We start from the raw sequence: 18,575 nt of genomic DNA, 5'->3' as shown, positions 1-18,575 counted from the left end.
TGATTATCAATACGATGATTTAATTGAATTAGAATCTAGATGGAACTAATTAAATAGTCATTAGAATGACTAAAGTGAGTAGCTAAGTATGATCCAATTATAAAATAATTTTTTGAGTTATTTCCCTAATTTGCGAATAATATGCTGATACATCTCTGGCTTTGAAATCTTTACCGTAATTACTAATTGTAAAGAAATCATGTTCAACAAAATGAGTAAATAATAAAAAAAGTGTATGTTCGAAAATAACGAATAGACCTTTAATCACATCATTATAGTTATCAGTTTTACCAAATTCACCATACGCTTTTGCCAAACTATGACAAATATTTAACAATATTGAAAATTTTTCTTTATCAAAATAAGAATTTTCATGCAGTTGATATAAAAATGTCTGACTATCTTTCGCTTGAAATTCATTCAAAATATATTTCTCAAGCTTTATCCGTTTATCCATATTGCTTTTCTTACTGACATTACATGATAAAAATTATCAAAAATTTAATTTTATTTCTTAGATTTCTAATTTAGTTCTATATCTTCATTAATAATTGATTTATGAACAATGTATACTCTCTTATACTTTTCAAAACCTCTTTAAATTACTACATCATAGTCAAACTCTTGAATGGAATATTGTTCTAATTCGTTTTCTATTAGCGCTTTTAATTGCAAAGGAGAAATGATAATACTCTCTTTTTCCTTTACCGGAAAAAGGACTATATCAATTTTATCTTTTGCTAATCCATTTATCCATTTGTCTAAAAAATAATATAAATCCATTTTTTTAGCAAAATAGTCATATTTATGAGTTATATTGTATTCATTAACAAATTCTTTTTCAGGCCAAAAAGGTGTTATTCTTCTACCATTTTCATCAGATAATAGTAACCAGCCATTATCTCCATAACTGCTCCAAATTAATTCAAAATCTGCTACTTTTCTAATTAAGTATTCAAGTCTTTTATGCGAATCGAGTGATTGTACATTTAATAATTTTATATTATCCATATTCTCTGACCCTAATAAAGAGTCAGTCACCTCTGATTTAGTTAAATCGAGATGCATTCTATTTTCAATATTGGTTATCTCACAACAAGCATGGACATGCTATTTACATTTTACCCATCTTATATAATTCTTTAGATATGAACATTTAATTTGACCGGCGCTGATAAATGAAATCAAAGCAAAAAGTTTTACTTGTGTCAAAAAAAGCCTGAATAATGAAATTCAGGCTTATATGGCAGATTATTACAAAGTTTATTACTATCTTTATATTGATCTCAAAATTTAAATATTCCTATATACTTAAGACCATTATAATTTTCTTTATAAGGTTTTTTAAGTACCGCTTCACTTGCTTTATACCAAACTAAAGCATTTGCTTTGGTTATGCCCATTTTATAACATTGATCTATAATTTTCTGTCTACAATCTATTCCTGGTGAAATTAATTTATCAATCAGTTCTCCAACATCAATCTCTTTTTTCAATGGTTCAGGATATCCGATAAAATCTTCATCATACCAATTAGTGCCTATATCTTTACAAAAACCACAAATCTTATACTCAGGGCTATCTAATTCCTCAGTAGTATAATCCAGTTCAAAATATTCCTCATATTTTTCAACTGTCATAAAATTTGACCCTATCCATAAATATTGATCCGATGATAGATCTTTATTAAATTGAGATTGGTATTTAGTCTCAGCACTAAATTCACCTATATACTTAAGTCCGTTATAATTTTCTTTATAGGGTTTCTTGACCTCTAGATTTAACATTGGATCATTATTTATATACCAAAATACAGAATTAGCCGTTGTGATACCTAATTTAATACATTGTTCATAAATCTTTTTCTTTTCACCTTCATTTACTTCTATTTTATCAATAATCGAATTGATATCTTGAGGTGTAGAAAACCTGTCAGGCATAATAAGCTGCTCTGACATATACACTACATCACCTATATCAGCACAGAATAAGCATGATGGTGTAAGGAAATCATTAATTGGTATATTTTCATTCTGTTCAAAATATTGTTTGTATTTTTTCTCTGAAGAAAAATTATTACCTATCCATAGCAGAATAGTCACTTTATCTACATCAATTTTACTCATGATAATCCTTTCTTAATTAACATTTAGATTTATATCTCATTTAGTAGAATGCTAAATACTTTTAAATTGATTAACTTCGCATCGTTTCAATATATCATATTGAAAGATATTAATTTACTATTCAACTACAGACGGTTTTCTGTGGAATAATATGCTATTAATGAGATACATCGAAAGATCGCGTACTTTCAGTAATATATTATTGGAATTCTAAAAAAGCATCGTTTTCATAATAAAAAATAAATGCTTCAAATAATTCATCTAATGACGGAACACCTAATTGTTGTTTTGCGTTTGCTACAATTTCCTCGATCGTCTCTCCATCTAAAACTTCAATCCAACCATCATTTTTAACTTGTTCTGGTAAATATTCGTCAGAATCAGGAGGAAAATCCCTAGCATCTAAAGTAAAAACTCCTTTTGTAGACAATGTCCAGTTGTTTTTATTTGGAGGTAAACAAAAAAACTCTGTATTATTTTCTGGAGAAGATAAAACATCGCCAATGGAAATAAGATCCATAAACCACCTCGTTAAATATTTTCAATAATTACTGACCTGAAACTTGATACAGCTATCAGCTCGACCGGTAACATATTCACAAATTAAAATTCCACGGCCCACCTAAGTTTTCGTCCATTGAGCACATACTGATACAAATTAAATTCGCCAGCTAACCATATCTGGGCCAGCAGAATAAAGCGCCCTATATCTGGATCATAATACCTGAAATTATTGTAGTGAAGTTAGATTTTTGTCTAATTATTGGCCTTAACCCTTTAAATCTTATTGGATTAAGATATGTGAGGCTTTCTGTATTGCTTTATACCATAATCGGGAAAAGCATTCCCTGAGAATTTCACCAGCTTCATCCGTCAACTATTCCTGATTGCTGATAAAGACAAAAAATAATTTATTATTTTTATATGAATTCTTTATTTATGAATATAATACAGATGAATATCATATTCATTATCGCTTAAAGCAATTACTCTATCTGGGGACGTGAATACCAATGAAAAATCATATGTCCTATTGATTGAAAACAAGCTTAATATGAAGTCTGAAAAACTTTCAACATAAAAAGATATACTCACATTTCCGGAATAGAACATATTACACATAATATCCTTTTTTATATTCAATATACTTTCAACTTCCCTAGCTAGGATATTTCTATTTATAGGTAAATTAAAAAATTTTTTTTAATATCATTATCAATTTTATTTATTTCTTTTAACATTTTTCTATGCCATATAAATTCATTATCATGTAAAAATGATACATTAAATGAACTAACACCATTTAATTTGGTTGCATAATCTCTTGCTCTAAATAAATTTAATTTATCTTTTAAAATCGTTTTCATATTTTTATGCAGGCATAACTATATCAGTTGCAATTATATTTATAACATCACCTGATTGCATTTCTATCTCTATATATTTGTATTTCGTATCATCTTTAAGATTAAATTGATTTACGCTTACACTTTCGCCCCATTTATCCCATTTTGGTATATTAATGCCTTTAATACCTTTGCATATAATATCCATAGGAATAGAAGAATTATTAAGGAACTTAATTATAAGAGTACTTTCTTGCCAATCAAGAATCAAAGATACTAATGTCCAATCATGCATATTTAAAATTCTTTATTATTTAGTGTTTAATGGCATATGTGCCTCAAATGTTTTCTTTGATAGAACTTTATCATCAATACTATGACCTTTTCCTACAACAATTATTTACCAGATAATGTGTATCTTAGTTGAATATAAACTAAGACACTCTTTTTGCCAGTAATAGGATCTAAATTTGCATCTTTCCTATCACTGCTTTTGGCTTGTTTGAAATTTAACTTTGATTTCTATCGTCCCTATCAATTTTAAAAAACTTCTGACCGCAAATATTTTTAAGATTAATATGTAGTGATTTTTATAACATCTATAAGATATAAAAATCTATATATACATACTTACTTTTTAATTTCGCTAATTAACAAGGTAAGGCCTCACATATATAAACTAAATTAAATGTTTTATTAAAAATTACATTGATTATATAAATTAGTTAATCATAAGAAACCAAGTTTAAGTGCTTTATCTTTTTCGCCGCCCCAAGGATCATCAATCAGGTATCTGGCAACTATTGGGCTTTCTGCTGGAACAAAAGTAAATTTGTAAAAAACCTCATCATTTTCGCAAATTTCATAATAAAGATCATATAAAGATCTATCAAATGCTATGTTTATTTTGAATTTTTCTGCAGCTGATGCAACTTCTACATTATCACTATTATTAATATAAAAAGGAGTCACAATACACCGCTGTGTATTTTCATCCATAACAAAATTATCTGTTAGATTTAAAACAACATTAGCTCCAAAAGCTTCGTCAGGTAAAGGATCAAATATAACATAATCTTTATGAATGACGGCACCTTGTTCAATATTCTCTTTACCCCATTGAGATAATTTTTCAGAATAAGCTCTAGATCGAACTAAAATTTGATTATGGGAAATCAACAAATCAACTACTTGATTGTTAGGGTTTTCCATGCACTACCTCCATTTGAATTTTACTTTTTGTCAGACAACCCCCAACATAACTGTTCGATTGCTTTACTATGAGCTCTGATTATTATGCAGATCAATGTGCCTAACATGCGCTATTAGACCTTTTTAAATAAATCCATTAGTCATTTCAATCAGGTCTGATTTCGTTTTAACTTTTTTCTATTTTTAATAACTACTTAATAAAAAATCTATTTATCTTCTTTCATCGCACTTACTAATCGAATCGTTTTTCCAGAATCAACAAGCATCATCTCCATACATGGCTCTGCTCCACTATATAACCTGAATAATAGATAGCTAGAATTATTTGCTTTCGTTATACAATAAAGCAAGGAGCCCTACCCATCAGATCAATTAGGTGCAGATATTAGCTGATCATTATTCACACATGGATAATAAAAAACACCTACAATAGGAAAATTACCTCCTTTGCGAAGGTCCAAATGTATCTCTTCGACCCTATTTCGGCTTGCTATTGGTTCGAGGGAGCAATTTAATTCTTTTTTAAGTATTGTTTCTATCTCAGTGAGATTGCTATTATTCACTATGCTAAACGCTATCATTTTATTTTCCAATTGATAGGTCACTTAAATATTATCTGTTCTTTTATTAGATTATATTGAACATCTTGTCTATTTTATTTGCATTTTATTACACGTCTTTGGCCACAAAATAGGCAAAGGCATGGTTAGTTAAATAATGCCCATTTTCCCCATTAAATTTCTTCGCAGCGTTCGGCCAGGCAAAAAAACGTGTCTCCGGTTTATCCGCAATCTGCCCCGTTTCCCGATTAATTAAATAAACCTTCTTGGCGCCTTTTTTAAATATTTTCCATACCGCTTTTACAAATTTATCGGTTTCGGGTTGTTTTACTACATCATAAGAAGCAGTTAACCGACCGTTCATTAAAGATCCAGGAGCATAACCAGCCATTGTTGAACATGAAAAACGGACAAGACCTTCTCCAACCATAGCACCATCATAATTTGACCCTGGATAATGTATAACGTATTTTTTTTTATAATCTTCAATACTTAAAATATCGGTATTTATAATACTAAAATCTATATTTTTAGCTATTTCCATATCCAGTACATCTGAAATTGGTATATTCAGATCAGGCCAAATATATTGTGTAATAAATTTAACCGACTCAATCTGATCTTTTAAAACTTTGGAGAACTCTACTGCATCCACTGCAGTCATGAAGATTTCTAAAGCAGGCAGTTTAATTTTACCAGTCATATAATTTCACTTTAATAGTTAAAATAATTAGATAACATGTTAATCTATTTTATTTTATTTTATTTTATTTTGTATATTTTTCCAGATTCCATTTTGATATATCAAGTGCTCCCGAAGAGGGTATAGTTCCTTTTGGTACGGCAATCACAACTGCATCATGATCTTGCTTAAGAATGCGTTTAACATTTTATAAATAGAATCAAAGTTATTTAGATCATCAGAATAAAAATTAGCAATGGCTATTTTATTTGGATTTTATTACACGTCTTTGGCCACAAAATAGGCAAAGGCATGGTTAGTTAAATAATGCCCATCTTCCCCATTAAATTTCTTCGCAGCGTTCGGCCAGGCAAAAAAACGTGTCTCAGGTTTATCCGCAATCTGCCCCGTTTCCCGATTAATTAAATAAACCTTCTTGGCGCCCTTTTTAAATATTTTCCATACGGCTTTTACAAATTTATCGGTTTCAGGTTCTTTTACCTCATCATAAGAAGCAGTTATCCGACCATTTCTTAAAGACTCAGTATCATAATCGGCTAATTCAGAACATGAAAAGCGGACAAGACCTTCTCCAACCACGGCATTATGATAATCTGTTGAATTAGGATAATGTCCAACATAATTTTTTTTATAATCTTCAATACTTAAAATATCGGTATTTATAATACCAAAATCTATATTTTTGGCTGTTTCTATATCCAGTATATCAAAAATCGGTACATTTCGATCGGGCCAAATACCTTGTGTAATAAATTTAACCGATTGAATCTGATCTTTTAAAACTTTTGAAAATTCTACTGCATCCACTGCAGTCATAAAGATTTCTAAAGCAGGCAGTTTAATTTTACCAGTCATATAATTTCACTTTAATAGTTAAAATAATTAGATAACATGTTAATCTATTCTATTTTATATATTTCCAGATTCCATTTTCAATACATCAAGCCCTCCCAGAGAAAATATGCTGATGGAAAACTATTATTTAATATATAAGCTGCGCCAAAACTTTATTAATCTAAATACTTGAGTTATTAAGGATTAAAGATATGCGTTTTTAAAGAATTAAACATCAGGTAAAATTATATCATCAACGCATTCTAAAATTTCTTCCGTTGTATTATTTTTGTTATGTTTTTCTCTCCATTTTTCTAAATCTTTTAGGCATAATTTAATATTTTGACGTCTAGAGTATAAGTAAATATCATCCATTGCGAATATTGCAAAAAATTTATTATCGTAAATATCACTATGGATAAATATTTTAGTTAATAAAATCCATAATTCCTTAACTAAATTAGGGCTAACAATCGGCGTTGATATATAAGGTGATGAAAACACATCTCTGATAGAACCAATTAGTTCATACATATCAGAATCTTTAGTATCTATTGCGTATTTTAATTCCTGTATTTGTTAGAGCAGGAAGGTGCTGTAATATCAATATCATGAATTCGAACGACTATTAAAGTTCCATTTGCATTCTGCCATTTATACTCATAGCCATAGTTTCCAGTATAGCTTTTTGGAGAAAATAATTTACGAATCTGAGCATTATTTGGAATAGTGATGAGATTTGAACCATCAGCGCGATTGATTGTATTACAAGATAATGTACAAGGATTAAAACCTAGTGGATCAAACCAAGTTAACGGATTCGGCGCATACTGATACAGATTCAAATCGCCCAGCAACCCAATCGGGGCTAGCTGAGTAAATCTACCTATATCCGGATCATAGTACCTGAAAGTATTGTAATGTAAGCCGTTTTCTCTGTCTAAATATTGTCCCTGATATCTGAGGTTTTGCTCTATAGGTTCGTGTTCGATTTCATGAATCCGCTTTCCCCATAACTGAAAGCTACATTCCCACAGTATTTTACCGTTTGCATCGGTAAGTTCTTCCGGACAGCCATTCAGGTCGGTGTGGAAGTAGCGGATATGTTGTTCTTGGTTGCCGTCTGTGTCTATCCGCGCCAGTGGTTCGTAGCTGTTCTGGTCGGTATAGATATACAGGCTGGTGGGGTGATTCGAGCCGGTTTCCTGAATCATTCTTAAGCCGTCCCACAGGAAGCGGGTACGGTTGTAGGGTTGGCCTTCGCGGTCTATCTGATGTTTTTCGATACGCCGGCCAAGGGCGTCGTAGACGTAGCCGTAACGCTGACTGCGGCCTGTTTGTTCGATGCGTACTTCGCTCAGGCGGTGTTCAGCATCGTAGTGGTAGTGCAGGGTTGTGCCGATGGTCTGTTTGCTGGCAGTTCTGCCGTGCTCGTCGTAGCGGTAGTGGTGTCCTCTGAAATGCAGGAGCTGGTTACAGCGAATCAGGTTGTGATTGCTGTAGTCTTCTCTGTATTTGCTGTCCAGCAGGTTGGCAGCGGCATCGTATTGCAGGTTTTCCCAGTATCTCTGATTACGGCAGCCTTCGATTCTGCCAGTGTGATCATAGCGGTAATCGGTCTGGCGTGTTTGCTGTGTTTTTTGCTTACCAATCGGTCGAGGTTGTCGTACTGGTAGCTGCGTTCGAGCAGGATATCAGGCAGGATGGGATTCTGATTGCGCTGTATCTGTTTGCATTGCAGCCGGCTGTTGCGGTCGTATTTGAACTGGGTGTTCAGGCGTCCCTGAGTGCGTAATATTTCGCGGTGCAGGTGGTCGCGTTCGATATCGCTGATGATGTTGCCGTCGATATTTATCTGGTGCAAGTGTCCGGAATCATAATACAGTTTGTCGATGGCTCGCCTATCCGGCAGGGTAGTGGCGATATGGTTGCCCAATGGTTTGGTCGTAGCTTAGTTGTTATTTACGCCCGTCCAGATAGGTTTGTTCAATTAATCAGCCAGCAATCTTATATTGGAAACAGTTAAAAGTTATTCAAGAAAGAGAAATCATTCCTACTTTTCCATCCGGTGATAAACAAATAACTATTCCTTTTCCTTCCAGTCGAACTACATCACAAATTTTATTTACATTCCAATTTTTTATTTTAGCTAGCTCTAGCCAATTATTAAGTTTCCAGCTATTTATTCTACCAAGAATTACCATCTTTTTTCTAAAACCATGCATGTCAATATCTATACTTATTACAGTGTTATTTTTAGATAAAATATTGACATTGCCATATAGATGGCTAAATATTTTTGATTTTCTGTTCAGTCTTGCTACAGGTAATTCTGGTTCTCCCATCGTTTCATAAATAAGAGAATCAGATGATCCGACATGCAATTTTTTGATGTGTAGACTGTTAATAATATCCATTAACTCTATTTGAAATATGGGGTTCCATTCTTCATTCATTATGAGTAACCTATTTTAACATTATAGCTTTGTTCATTACGTCCAATCTCAATATTACCCAAAGATTTGTAGCTTATGATATCTGCATTAAAATCTATCATTTAGATGATCCTTTTTAATAAAATTATCCCTTTTTTACCTTATAAGCCCTTCTCTTTTAAATTTCGCTATCAACTCACGTCCTTTTTCAGAAAGTTCTAATTTTTTTAAACGCACCTGAATTATTTTTTTCGAAGACATAAAAAAGTATTTAGAATCGTTCATCAAAAAATCTATATAATCATCAGAATAAGGAACATTAGGATCAAAACCTTCGATTTCGGTTTTAATAATTTTTGTTAAAAATTCATCAAAGGAATTAGCGACAAGTTTTAAATCTAGATTCTGCTCTAAATAACCATTTCTGACTGTCATATCAAAATAGAGATCATTAACTTCATGATCCCAATGATAAACTTTGCCATTTGGATACAAACAAAGTAAATCTCCGAAATTTAGAGATGCTATAGCAATGGACCGTTTAGGGATTCTATTTAAATACATCCAGTTATTAGCAATTACATCTTCCCGATCTAGTTTCCTAGAGAATCCGAACATTACTTCAAGCGGAAGTAATTCACCTTGACAGTCAATGGAGTAATCAAACAGATCCTCATCAAAAGCAATGACATTATATTTCTTTAAAAATTTAATATAAGAATTATGAGAATCTGTTGTAATTTTTAATTTAGAAATAAGCTTATCAATATTTCTTGGCACAGCATATTTTGATTCAAACATTCGATTTCCTTTAATATCATTCATAATTAAGAACTAATTTATTAGCAACTTAATAGTTCTTGTTTTATAGTTTTGCGTTATTAAAAGTTACCAATCTATCAGATAATTATGAATTTTTATACTACGTTGAGATCTAATTAAATTAACTTAAATTATTTACTATTTTATGATCACATTTTTAGTTATCAATGATAATTAAACCTTCTCTTATATCAAAAACGAATATTGTTATAATTATTAATTAGTTTTATCTTTTATAGTTATATTTATAATGATATTAATATTAACAAAGTGATACTATTTATCATTAGGCAATAAAAAAGGATTCAAACATGAGTAAAATATTTGATGATAATTCACAGACCATTGGCCATACACCTTTAGTTCGTTTAAAACATTTCGGACAAGGAAATATATTAGCCAAGGTAGAATCTCGTAATCCTAGCTTCAGTATCAAGTGTCGCATTGCATCAAATATGATTTGGGATGCTGAGAAACGTGGTTTATTAAACCCTGATGTTGAACTTATCGAGCCAACCAGTGGTAATACTGGTATCGCACTTGCCGCGGTTGCAGCTGCTCGTGGATATAAATTAACCTTAACCATGCCTGAAAGCATGAGCATTGAACGCCGTAAACTTTTAAAAGCTTTAGGTGCTAATCTCGTGTTAACCGACGCAGCTAAAGGAATGAAAGGCGCAATCGAAAAAGCGGAAGAGATTGTTGCTAGTAATCCTAAACACAATATTATGCTTCAACAATTCAGTAATGCCGCTAATCCAGAAATTCATGAAAAAACTACCGGACCAGAAATCTGGCTTGATACTGACGGACAAGTCGATATTTTTGTTGCTGGGGTCGGTACTGGTGGGACTTTTACTGGTGTAACTAAATACATTAAAAAAACTCAAGGTAAAAACATCACTGCAGTAGCAGTTGAACCAAGTACCTCACCGGTTATTAGCCAAGCACTTGCTGGTGAGCCAATCAAACCTGGACCACATAAAATACAAGGTATTGGTGCAGGATTTATCCCTGATAATTTAGATTTAAGTTTGATTGATTTGGTCGAAAAAGTAAGCAATGAAGATGCTATTGATACTGCGCGGCTATTAATGGAAAAAGAAGGTATTTTAGCAGGAATTTCTTCAGGTGCCGCCGTATTTGCCGCTGACCGCTTAGCTCGTTTGCCTGAAAATGCCGATAAAACTATTGTGGTGATACTACCATCATCAGGTGAACGTTATCTTAGTACTGATCTATTTAGTGGGATTTTTACCGAGAAAGAACTCGGTTAATTCCGTTAGGTTATTGAATAAAAAAAACACCGCTGTTAAGCGGTGTTCTATTAAATAATAAAGAGTTAAGCTATTATCTTATTCGATCAAATTTAAACGTCTTGAATAATACCAAAATGTCGATAAGCATGAGGCGTAGCAATTCGGCCTCTCGGTGTTCTTTGGATATAACCTTGTTGAATCAAAAATGGTTCTAACACATCTTCAATGGTTTCACGTTCTTCACCTATTGCAGCTGCAATATTATCTAATCCTACCGGCCCACCCATAAATTTTTCGATAATAGCCAGAAGTAACTTACGATCCATATAATCAAAGCCTTCATTATCTACATCTAACATATCTAATGCTTGAGTGGCAATTCGTTCATCAATAACGCCTTTAGATTTGACATCAGCATAATCCCTAACTCGCCGTAATAAACGGTTAGCAATCCGTGGCGTACCTCGCGAACGTTTAGCAATTAAGTAAGCACCTTCTTTAGAAAGATCCATACCTAAAAATTTTGCACTACGGCTAACAATATATTCCAAATCTTCTACACGATAAAACTCAAGCCGTTGCACAATACCAAAACGATCACGTAATGGCGAGGTTAATGAACCGGCTCGAGTTGTTGCGCCAATAAGGGTAAAAGGTGGCAGATCAATTTTAATTGAACGTGCAGCAGGCCCTTCACCAATCATAATATCAAGTTGATAATCTTCCATTGCTGGATATAAGATTTCTTCAACAACTGGCGATAATCGATGGATTTCATCAATAAATAACACATCATTAGGTTCTAAATTGGTTAGCATAGCAGCTAAATCACCCGCTTTTTCTAACACCGGGCCTGATGTGGTACGTAAATTAACATTCATTTCATTAGCAACAATGTTTGCCAATGTCGTTTTACCTAGACCTGGAGGGCCAAATATTAAAACATGATCAAGTGCGTCACTACGCTGTTTAGCAGCTTGAATAAAAATTTTCATCTGCTCACGAACTTGAGGTTGGCCAATATACTCATCCAAATACTTAGGACGAATGGCTCGATCTAAAGACTCTTCTTCTTTTTGTGCCTGTGGAGCAATTAAACGATCCGCTTCAATCATTATCAATACCTACTTTACAATACTGACTTTAATGCTTCACGTATTAGCATTTCACAATCCATTTCTGGTCTAATGACTTTACTAATAATACGACTGGCTTCTTGTGGTTTATAACCCAAAGCAATAAGTGCTGAAACAGCTTCACTTTCAATTTGATTGGATGATTTTTTAATATCACCAATATCAATAGCTGGGTTAACATTTGATAGTTCTTCACCAAAGCGTTTAACACGATCTTTCATTTCAACAATTAATCGTTCAGCGGTTTTAGTCCCCACACCTGGTAATTTGACCAATGTTTTAATTTCACCTTGTTCAACAGCATTAATAAATTGTGCTGCTGACATTCCAGATAAAATCGCCAGCGCTAATTTTGGGCCAACGCCATTAACTTTAATTAATTCACGAAACAACTCTCGTTCTTGTTCATGATTAAAACCATAAAGCACTTGAGCATCTTCTCGAACAGCAAAATGCGTTAACACAATCACTTCTTTGCCATTGTCGGGTAACGCATAAAAACAGGTCATTGGCATAAAAACTTCATAGCCAACACCACCAACTTCAATTAATACTTTGGGTGGTTGTTTTTCAATAATGATTCCACGTAAACGACCTATCACAATATATCCTTAATAAGTTAATGTTGATTACATAAGTTTGATTAAAATAACCCTAAATTAAATAATATTTAAGATTCTAGATTAATCAAATTGATATGATCAACATTGAAAGTGAATTGAATGTAATTGTCAGTTAGTTTACCTGATAGGAAAAAATTAATAAAGAAAAACTGTATAAATAGACAGGAGATAAAAAGAAATTTTGCCGACCATGTCGGCAAAATGGATAAGACAATATCGGATTAGTTTTTCAACTTAAAATGGCATTTTAAAGCCTGGTGGTAATTGCATGCCGCCAGTTACTTGAGCCATTCTTTCTTTTTGCGCTTCTTCTAAACGACGAGTTGCATCATTGTAAGCAGCCGCAATCAAATCTTCTAACATTTCTTTATCATCTTCAGTTAATAAAGATGGATCAATTTCCACACGTTTACAACTATGTGCACCATTTACAGTCACTTTAACGATACCAGCACCAGACTCGCCGGTAACTTCTAATTTAGCAATTTCTTCCTGAGCTTGCTGCATTTTGGCTTGCATCTGTTGGGCTTGCTTCATCAAATTTCCCAAGCCACCTTTTCCACCTGAAAACATAATTATTCCTCGTTAATAATATTTAGCCCGTAATTATACAGGACGAATACTCGCTTCATCAATCTTCGCATCAAAATATTGACAAATCATTTCGACTTTAGCGTCTTGATTAATAGTCTGTTTAGCTTGTTCAAGCTTTTGTTGATATAAATCTTCACGCATTTCTAACGGCGTTTTATTTTCTTGATTATCATCAATAACAATTTTTAAGTTTAATGGTTTTTGACGATATGCAGATAAAGCAGATTCAAGTTTTGTGCAATTTGCCGGTGACTTTATCAAGTGTTTTACTGACGAACGCATATGCAAAACAATATTATTGTCATCAATTTGTTCAAAATAAGAGTTAATTGCGATTTGTTTAATTAATGGCGCAAGTTCTAATTGTTCAATTTCAGCACACCACGCGTCTTTTTCAGCCATTTCAACAATTAGTTTTTTAGTCATTTCTGGCGTTTTATCAACTTTTAAAGAATCGCATAATGTTTTTGCATCAAGTGCAGGTTCATTTTTCGTTTCAACTAAGCCACAAGCTTGCCATTGATAATTTTCGGCAGTTATCTCTTCTTGTTTTGCTTCCTCATCATTTTTTTCAATATTATTGCCTAACTTGTTGGCAAGCTGCTGAGCGTCATCCCGTTTACTGTTAATTAAAGAATTAGATGGTTGATGGTGATCAACCAATTCAGGCTTTTTTGGTTTTTGTTCCTCTTTAATTAACTGCATTCGCATCTCTAAAATATTTTTAGTGATTGATGATGCATCATCGGGAAGTGATATTTCTGGTTGTGAAACAGTATTTTCATCACTAGTAACTGGTCTTACTATTGTATTGTCATTCAATTGCTGATTTTCAATAGCTGGCTTAACAGTTTGCCTAATAGACGCGGCTTCATTTACGCTTTGTGATGAAGGTGTCACAACCTGATCTGATTGTGTTCTAATAGGCGATTCAGCTTTTTTTGTCGGTATAGTAGCTGTTGCAGCTGGTGGCTTAATTGCATCGACATTTTTAGGCATAAATGCTAAAGCGCGTAAAAAACTCATTTCAACACCCATTTTTTTATCTGGTGCAAAAGCAAGTTCTTTACGGCCCATTAATAAAATTTGATAAAACAGTTGCACATCATTAGGCGCCATATATTGAGCTAAGAAGCGTAACTGTTCTTCATTGTCTGTATAATCACCCAATGCTGTCGGCACAACTTGTAATAAGGCAATTTGATGTAACAAAGCAATAGATTCGGCTAATAAATTATCCCAATCCGCACCTTGTAAAGCAGCTGCTTCAATCTGTTGCATCAAAGTATTACCATCATTTTGATAAAGAGCATTGATTAATGAAAAAGGAATTGATTTATCTAAAGTACCAAGCATAGAGGCTGCTGACACAGCATCGATTTTACCATTACCAAGCGCTATTGCTTGATCGGTTAAACTTAATGCATCGCGCATACTACCATTTGCTGCTTTAGCTAACAGCTGTATTGCTCGCGGTTCACTTTCAATTTGTTCTAATTGCAAAATATGTTTTAGTTGCTCAGCAATTAATGATGTATCAAGCACATTTAAATGCAGATGCAAACAGCGAGATAAAATAGTGATAGGTAATTTTTGCGGATCAGTTGTTGCTAATAAAAACTTAACGTGTTCTGGTGGCTCTTCCAATGTTTTTAATAAAGCATTGAAGCTACTACGAGAGAGCATATGTACTTCATCGATTAAGTAGACTTTAAAACGGCCTTTGCTTGGCAAATATTGAATATTATCTAAAATTTCCCGAGTATCTTCGACTTTAGTACGTGATGCAGCATCAATTTCGAGCAAATCAACAAATCGACCCTGTTCAATCTCACGACAATTATCACAAACACCACAAGGGGTTGCCGTTATACCACTTTCACAATTTAAACCTTTGGCTAATAATCGAGCAATCGAAGTTTTACCTACTCCTCGAGTACCAGAGAACAGATAAGCGTGATGAACTCGACCAAGAGAAAGAGCATTAGATAAAATTTTTAAAACATGCTGTTGCCCTACTACTTCAGAAAATGATTTTGGTCGCCACTTACGTGCTAAGACTTGATAACTCATAATCACCGTTACTTATTACTAATAAATTTTGCTAATCATACCATAAAGTGTCAATGTAGTCTTTAAGATGCCGATAACCGATTCGATATTAGGTGAGATTTTTAAGCAATAAAATACCCTTTGCACAAATTTTGAAACTATTAGGCTGTTTTGAAGGATTAATTATTGAAAAATGATTTATCAACCTTCAAACAGTCAATCGAAGGTTGATAAGTAAAGGAAATAATCAATTGATGATTAATCATGAATGGTTAATCTTGATTTAAAAAAGCCCATGCATATTGTGCATAAAATTCTGCACCTAATGCCATGCCATCTTCGTCGACATTAAAACAGCCATGGTGATGTGGCCATTGAGTATCTTTTTCAGGATTACCTGATCCGACTAGAGCAAATGCACCAGGAATGTTTTCAGTATAATAACTAAAATCTTCACCGCCGGTAGTTGGTGCTTCAAAATACAATGCATCTTCGCCAAATGATTCAACAATGACTTTTTGTGCTAATAGAGCGCTTTCTTTATCGTTAATAACCGGTAAAGTACCATAGATATACTCAACTTCAGCTGTCGCTCTATACATGGCTGCAACTTGGTTAGCATAACGTCTAATTGCAGCTTCAATTTTCTCACGCACTGCAACATTAAAGCATCTCACCGTTCCTTCTAAAACCGCATTTTCAGCGATTACGTTAAAGCGCGTACCCACATCCATTCGACCTATAGTAACAACCGCAGGATCGAGAGGCGATATTTCACGAGAAACAATTGATTGAACATTCATAACAAATGCAGATGCAACCATAACCGCATCCACTGTGTCATGAGGCATTGAACCATGACCTCCTCGCCCTTTAAATCTAACTGTTAATAGATCTGCTGAAGCAAAGCTTGAACCAACAACACAAGATACTTTACCTACCGGCATTTGTGACCATATATGCATACCAAAAGCGCTATCAACACCTTCAAGTACACCTTGTTCGATCATCCCTTTTGCCCCTTGAGCAATTTCTTCAGCCGGCTGAAATACTAACCGTACATTACCTTTTAACTGTTCACGGATAGAATATAACGTTTTAGCAGCCGTTAGCAGCATAGCCGTATGAGTATCATGTCCACAAGCATGCATTTTGCCATCAATAGTGGATTGATAATCAATATTGGTGCTTAATTCCTTTACTGGCAAAGCATCAATATCTGCCCTAAGTAAGATCGTTTTACCTGGTTTACCGCCTTGAATATCAGCAATAATTCCAGTCGGTTTAGTGCGTCGATAAGTAATACCAATTTTATCAAGTTCGTCAGCAATTCTATCGGTGGTTCTAAATTCTTCCCACGGTAGTTCTGGATGACGATGTAAATCACGACGAAACGCGATCATGTCGTTAATATTCTGTTTTATTGAATCTTTAATAGTTTGATTAATCATGTTACTACCTTTTATATATTTCATATGTATTCATTTAATAGTGCACATATTTGCACAAATCTACAAGTTGAATCTGATAATTAAATTTCCAACTATTTTATTGGTGTTAACGGGCCAACAATCATATTAACCATGATGCCAGCTAATACAACTGATACCATCGTTACTGAAATAAATCCGCCAATTAACATTGGTGGTAACATATGGCTGGTTAATACCTCTTTTTCTTTTGGATCTTTGGTTAAATTATTAATGACCTCATTAGTGATAATATAATCGGCCGGAAATCCATATAATGCAGTTAAGGCGATCGAAAAAGCCATTTCTTTACTTACTTTTAAAACTTTACCGACAATAACCGAGAAAATAAACATCCCAATAACAGCAGAAAGAATAAAAATAATTAAAGGTGTGATAAGCCTAATTAACATATCTGGCGTTGCTCGGCTCAAAGTATCAAAAATAAATAACATCAATCCCATTACTGCTAGCCCGAAACCACCAGCTTTCTTTAAAGGATGACGCTCTAAAAAACCTAAAGAAGCAGCAACAACACCAAATAATAAACATAAGACAAATGGGCTAATACTGACGACTGGTTTTAATACTTCCGATACTGAATAAGCTAAAAAACCGACTATTGCAATACGCAAAAAGATAAAATACGAAGAATTATAACTCGCTGGAATTTTAGCAAACAGACTCGGCATTGGATTTTCATCAGTAGTTGCAGTTTGCTTATCCATAGTAGTAACATCTTTTTCAACGACCCAAGTCCCTTCATGATATTTTTTCAATACTCTGCGACCTTCTTTTTTCAGCATAATTGATGTTAATGGATAACCAATAAAACCTTGCATTACATAAATTATAATTGCAAATACAGCCAAATCTGGCAATCCTGCTTCGGTTGCCCCTTTAGCCATAATAATAGCTGAAACAATACCACCGACTAATGGTGGAATAGCGACAATAATAGTATTGAGATCAAAAAATAGATATCCAACAATAATAGCAATAACAATAATACCCACAATTCCTGAAAGCGATATAAGTATTGTCTTCCATTGTAGTATCAACTCATTTATTGATAACAAAGTTCCCATGTTCACAATCAATAAATACATAAACATAACAGCGACTACATTTGGAATACCTGCTCGAGCAACAATATCAGTTGGAAAAAATGTCCAATAACCTAATAAAAACAGTACCGCGCAAATAAAAACTGAAGGTACCCAAGCTTTAGTTCGTGTTGAAACAACATCACCTAGATATAAAATAATAAGCAATAAAACTAATGCCAACATCTGTGGCATATCATTCATAGTGGGCATAAAAACTCCATTTTTAATAAATTAAATTATAAAAATTAATTAAAATGATATAAAAATGGCTATTATAGATAATATTTTAAACATT

The 18,575-nt window shown here is 33.3% G+C and carries 23 protein-coding genes; 3 read left to right on the top strand and 20 right to left on the bottom strand.

All coding sequences use genetic code 11. The features are described from left to right. Nucleotides 1–97: 97 nt before the first annotated feature. The 12 genes from RAM17_RS06365 to RAM17_RS06315 form a co-directional block, all read right to left on the bottom strand. Nucleotides 98–457 carry a hypothetical protein gene (locus tag RAM17_RS06365; protein WP_110447987.1) on the bottom strand — a complete coding sequence of 120 codons (360 nt, stop codon included), beginning with the start codon at nt 455–457 and terminating at the stop codon, nt 98–100. 140 nt (nt 458–597) lie between these two features. Beyond that, entirely contained in the window at nt 598–1,011 is a 414-nt protein-coding gene (locus RAM17_RS06360; RefSeq protein ID WP_181414669.1) for a DUF2750 domain-containing protein, read from the bottom strand. Nucleotides 1,012–1,286: 275 nt separating this feature from the next. Further along, nucleotides 1,287–2,126, bottom strand: coding sequence for an immunity 22 family protein (locus RAM17_RS06355; RefSeq protein WP_110447989.1), 840 nt, complete (start codon nt 2,124–2,126; stop codon nt 1,287–1,289). A 199-nt stretch (nt 2,127–2,325) separates the two neighbouring features. Beyond that, complete coding sequence (locus RAM17_RS06350; RefSeq protein ID WP_110447990.1) at nt 2,326–2,646, bottom strand: DUF7716 domain-containing protein; 321 nt, start codon at nt 2,644–2,646, stop codon at nt 2,326–2,328. Nucleotides 2,647–2,729: 83 nt separating this feature from the next. Beyond that, entirely contained in the window at nt 2,730–2,819 is a 90-nt protein-coding gene (locus tag RAM17_RS12535; RefSeq protein ID WP_372339523.1) for a hypothetical protein, read from the bottom strand. Between the two features lie 485 nt (nt 2,820–3,304). Then, a complete protein-coding gene (locus RAM17_RS06345) occupies nt 3,305–3,493 on the bottom strand; it encodes a hypothetical protein (RefSeq protein WP_220000066.1) in 189 nt (62 codons plus the stop codon). A gap of 4 nt (nt 3,494–3,497) precedes the next feature. Further along, nucleotides 3,498–3,767 (bottom strand): hypothetical protein, encoded by a 270-nt coding sequence (locus tag RAM17_RS06340; RefSeq protein WP_110447991.1) that lies wholly within the window; start codon nt 3,765–3,767, stop codon nt 3,498–3,500. A gap of 434 nt (nt 3,768–4,201) precedes the next feature. Then, entirely contained in the window at nt 4,202–4,684 is a 483-nt protein-coding gene (gene comJ, locus RAM17_RS06335; protein WP_086364676.1) for a competence protein ComJ, read from the bottom strand. A 669-nt stretch (nt 4,685–5,353) separates the two neighbouring features. Then, nucleotides 5,354–5,947, bottom strand: coding sequence for a hypothetical protein (locus tag RAM17_RS06330; RefSeq protein WP_110447993.1), 594 nt, complete (start codon nt 5,945–5,947; stop codon nt 5,354–5,356). 258 nt (nt 5,948–6,205) lie between these two features. Next, nucleotides 6,206–6,802, bottom strand: coding sequence for a hypothetical protein (locus RAM17_RS06325; protein WP_110447994.1), 597 nt, complete (start codon nt 6,800–6,802; stop codon nt 6,206–6,208). A 207-nt stretch (nt 6,803–7,009) separates the two neighbouring features. Further along, nucleotides 7,010–7,315 carry a hypothetical protein gene (locus RAM17_RS06320; protein WP_110447995.1) on the bottom strand — a complete coding sequence of 102 codons (306 nt, stop codon included), beginning with the start codon at nt 7,313–7,315 and terminating at the stop codon, nt 7,010–7,012. Nucleotides 7,316–7,344: 29 nt separating this feature from the next. Next, entirely contained in the window at nt 7,345–7,995 is a 651-nt protein-coding gene (locus RAM17_RS06315) for an RHS repeat domain-containing protein (RefSeq protein ID WP_110447996.1), read from the bottom strand. Nucleotides 7,996–8,034: 39 nt separating this feature from the next. Here RAM17_RS06315 and RAM17_RS12675 point away from each other — a divergent pair, with 39 nt between their 5' ends. Next, nucleotides 8,035–8,457 carry a hypothetical protein gene (locus tag RAM17_RS12675; RefSeq protein ID WP_146208329.1) on the top strand — a complete coding sequence of 141 codons (423 nt, stop codon included), beginning with the start codon at nt 8,035–8,037 and terminating at the stop codon, nt 8,455–8,457. Between the two features lie 188 nt (nt 8,458–8,645). Continuing rightward, the gene (locus tag RAM17_RS06305) at nt 8,646–8,807 is read left to right on the top strand and encodes a hypothetical protein (protein WP_181414670.1); all 162 of its coding nucleotides are present in this window, start codon (nt 8,646–8,648) and stop codon (nt 8,805–8,807) included. Nucleotides 8,808–8,814: 7 nt separating this feature from the next. Here the strand turns inward: RAM17_RS06305 and RAM17_RS06300 are convergent, their stop codons facing one another. Both RAM17_RS06300 and RAM17_RS06295 read right to left on the bottom strand, forming a co-directional pair. Further along, nucleotides 8,815–9,237 (bottom strand): hypothetical protein, encoded by a 423-nt coding sequence (locus RAM17_RS06300; RefSeq protein WP_110447999.1) that lies wholly within the window; start codon nt 9,235–9,237, stop codon nt 8,815–8,817. A 135-nt stretch (nt 9,238–9,372) separates the two neighbouring features. Beyond that, a complete protein-coding gene (locus tag RAM17_RS06295) occupies nt 9,373–10,017 on the bottom strand; it encodes an SMI1/KNR4 family protein (RefSeq protein WP_181414671.1) in 645 nt (214 codons plus the stop codon). A 332-nt stretch (nt 10,018–10,349) separates the two neighbouring features. Here RAM17_RS06295 and cysK point away from each other — a divergent pair, with 332 nt between their 5' ends. Further along, nucleotides 10,350–11,315, top strand: coding sequence for a cysteine synthase A (gene cysK, locus RAM17_RS06290; protein WP_086364358.1), 966 nt, complete (start codon nt 10,350–10,352; stop codon nt 11,313–11,315). Nucleotides 11,316–11,407: 92 nt separating this feature from the next. Here cysK and ruvB read toward each other — a convergent pair whose 3' ends face one another. The 6 genes from ruvB to RAM17_RS06260 all read right to left on the bottom strand — a co-directional run bounded on the left by ruvB (nt 11,408) and on the right by RAM17_RS06260 (nt 18,472). Beyond that, nucleotides 11,408–12,412 carry a Holliday junction branch migration DNA helicase RuvB gene (gene ruvB, locus RAM17_RS06285; RefSeq protein ID WP_065578930.1) on the bottom strand — a complete coding sequence of 335 codons (1,005 nt, stop codon included), beginning with the start codon at nt 12,410–12,412 and terminating at the stop codon, nt 11,408–11,410. A 14-nt stretch (nt 12,413–12,426) separates the two neighbouring features. Continuing rightward, nucleotides 12,427–13,035: a Holliday junction branch migration protein RuvA gene (ruvA, locus tag RAM17_RS06280; protein ID WP_110448001.1), complete on the bottom strand. Its 609-nt coding sequence runs from the start codon at nt 13,033–13,035 to the stop codon at nt 12,427–12,429. 255 nt (nt 13,036–13,290) lie between these two features. Beyond that, complete coding sequence (locus RAM17_RS06275) at nt 13,291–13,629, bottom strand: YbaB/EbfC family nucleoid-associated protein (protein ID WP_086364356.1); 339 nt, start codon at nt 13,627–13,629, stop codon at nt 13,291–13,293. 33 nt (nt 13,630–13,662) lie between these two features. Further along, nucleotides 13,663–15,723 (bottom strand): DNA polymerase III subunit gamma/tau, encoded by a 2,061-nt coding sequence (gene dnaX, locus RAM17_RS06270; protein ID WP_110448002.1) that lies wholly within the window; start codon nt 15,721–15,723, stop codon nt 13,663–13,665. A gap of 251 nt (nt 15,724–15,974) precedes the next feature. Next, nucleotides 15,975–17,153, bottom strand: a complete 1,179-nt coding sequence (locus RAM17_RS06265) for a M20 family metallopeptidase (RefSeq protein ID WP_110448003.1) — start codon at nt 17,151–17,153, stop codon at nt 15,975–15,977. Nucleotides 17,154–17,245: 92 nt separating this feature from the next. Beyond that, a complete protein-coding gene (locus RAM17_RS06260) occupies nt 17,246–18,472 on the bottom strand; it encodes a hypothetical protein (protein ID WP_110448068.1) in 1,227 nt (408 codons plus the stop codon). Between the last annotated feature and the right edge of the window lie 103 nt (nt 18,473–18,575).

Origin of the sequence: Gilliamella apis, from assembly GCF_030758615.1 — a bacterium.
In the GTDB taxonomy this organism is placed as follows: Bacteria; Pseudomonadota; Gammaproteobacteria; order Enterobacterales; family Orbaceae; genus Gilliamella; species Gilliamella apis_A.
This window is presented reverse-complemented; position numbering and strand designations above follow the sequence as displayed.

What these genes read in the sequence shown, in the direction of transcription:
- RAM17_RS06260 (WP_110448068.1), bottom strand. Translation starts at nt 18,472, where the DNA reads ATGCCACAGATGTTGGCATTAGTTTTATTGCTTATTATTTTATATCTA.
- ruvB (WP_065578930.1), bottom strand. Translation starts at nt 12,412, where the DNA reads ATGATTGAAGCGGATCGTTTAATTGCTCCACAGGCACAAAAAGAAGAA.
- comJ (WP_086364676.1), bottom strand. Translation starts at nt 4,684, where the DNA reads ATGGAAAACCCTAACAATCAAGTAGTTGATTTGTTGATTTCCCATAAT.
- cysK (WP_086364358.1), top strand. Translation starts at nt 10,350, where the DNA reads ATGAGTAAAATATTTGATGATAATTCACAGACCATTGGCCATACACCT.
- RAM17_RS06350 (WP_110447990.1), bottom strand. Translation starts at nt 2,646, where the DNA reads ATGGATCTTATTTCCATTGGCGATGTTTTATCTTCTCCAGAAAATAAT.
- RAM17_RS06360 (WP_181414669.1), bottom strand. Translation starts at nt 1,011, where the DNA reads ATGGATAATATAAAATTATTAAATGTACAATCACTCGATTCGCATAAA.
- RAM17_RS06345 (WP_220000066.1), bottom strand. Translation starts at nt 3,493, where the DNA reads ATGAAAACGATTTTAAAAGATAAATTAAATTTATTTAGAGCAAGAGAT.
- RAM17_RS06265 (WP_110448003.1), bottom strand. Translation starts at nt 17,153, where the DNA reads ATGATTAATCAAACTATTAAAGATTCAATAAAACAGAATATTAACGAC.
- RAM17_RS06275 (WP_086364356.1), bottom strand. Translation starts at nt 13,629, where the DNA reads ATGTTTTCAGGTGGAAAAGGTGGCTTGGGAAATTTGATGAAGCAAGCC.
- RAM17_RS06330 (WP_110447993.1), bottom strand. Translation starts at nt 5,947, where the DNA reads ATGACTGGTAAAATTAAACTGCCTGCTTTAGAAATCTTCATGACTGCA.
- dnaX (WP_110448002.1), bottom strand. Translation starts at nt 15,723, where the DNA reads ATGAGTTATCAAGTCTTAGCACGTAAGTGGCGACCAAAATCATTTTCT.
- RAM17_RS06320 (WP_110447995.1), bottom strand. Translation starts at nt 7,315, where the DNA reads ATGTATGAACTAATTGGTTCTATCAGAGATGTGTTTTCATCACCTTAT.
- RAM17_RS06295 (WP_181414671.1), bottom strand. Translation starts at nt 10,017, where the DNA reads ATGTTTGAATCAAAATATGCTGTGCCAAGAAATATTGATAAGCTTATT.
- RAM17_RS06300 (WP_110447999.1), bottom strand. Translation starts at nt 9,237, where the DNA reads ATGAATGAAGAATGGAACCCCATATTTCAAATAGAGTTAATGGATATT.
- RAM17_RS06340 (WP_110447991.1), bottom strand. Translation starts at nt 3,767, where the DNA reads ATGCATGATTGGACATTAGTATCTTTGATTCTTGATTGGCAAGAAAGT.
- RAM17_RS06365 (WP_110447987.1), bottom strand. Translation starts at nt 457, where the DNA reads ATGGATAAACGGATAAAGCTTGAGAAATATATTTTGAATGAATTTCAA.
- RAM17_RS06315 (WP_110447996.1), bottom strand. Translation starts at nt 7,995, where the DNA reads ATGATTCAGGAAACCGGCTCGAATCACCCCACCAGCCTGTATATCTAT.
- RAM17_RS06355 (WP_110447989.1), bottom strand. Translation starts at nt 2,126, where the DNA reads ATGAGTAAAATTGATGTAGATAAAGTGACTATTCTGCTATGGATAGGT.
- RAM17_RS06325 (WP_110447994.1), bottom strand. Translation starts at nt 6,802, where the DNA reads ATGACTGGTAAAATTAAACTGCCTGCTTTAGAAATCTTTATGACTGCA.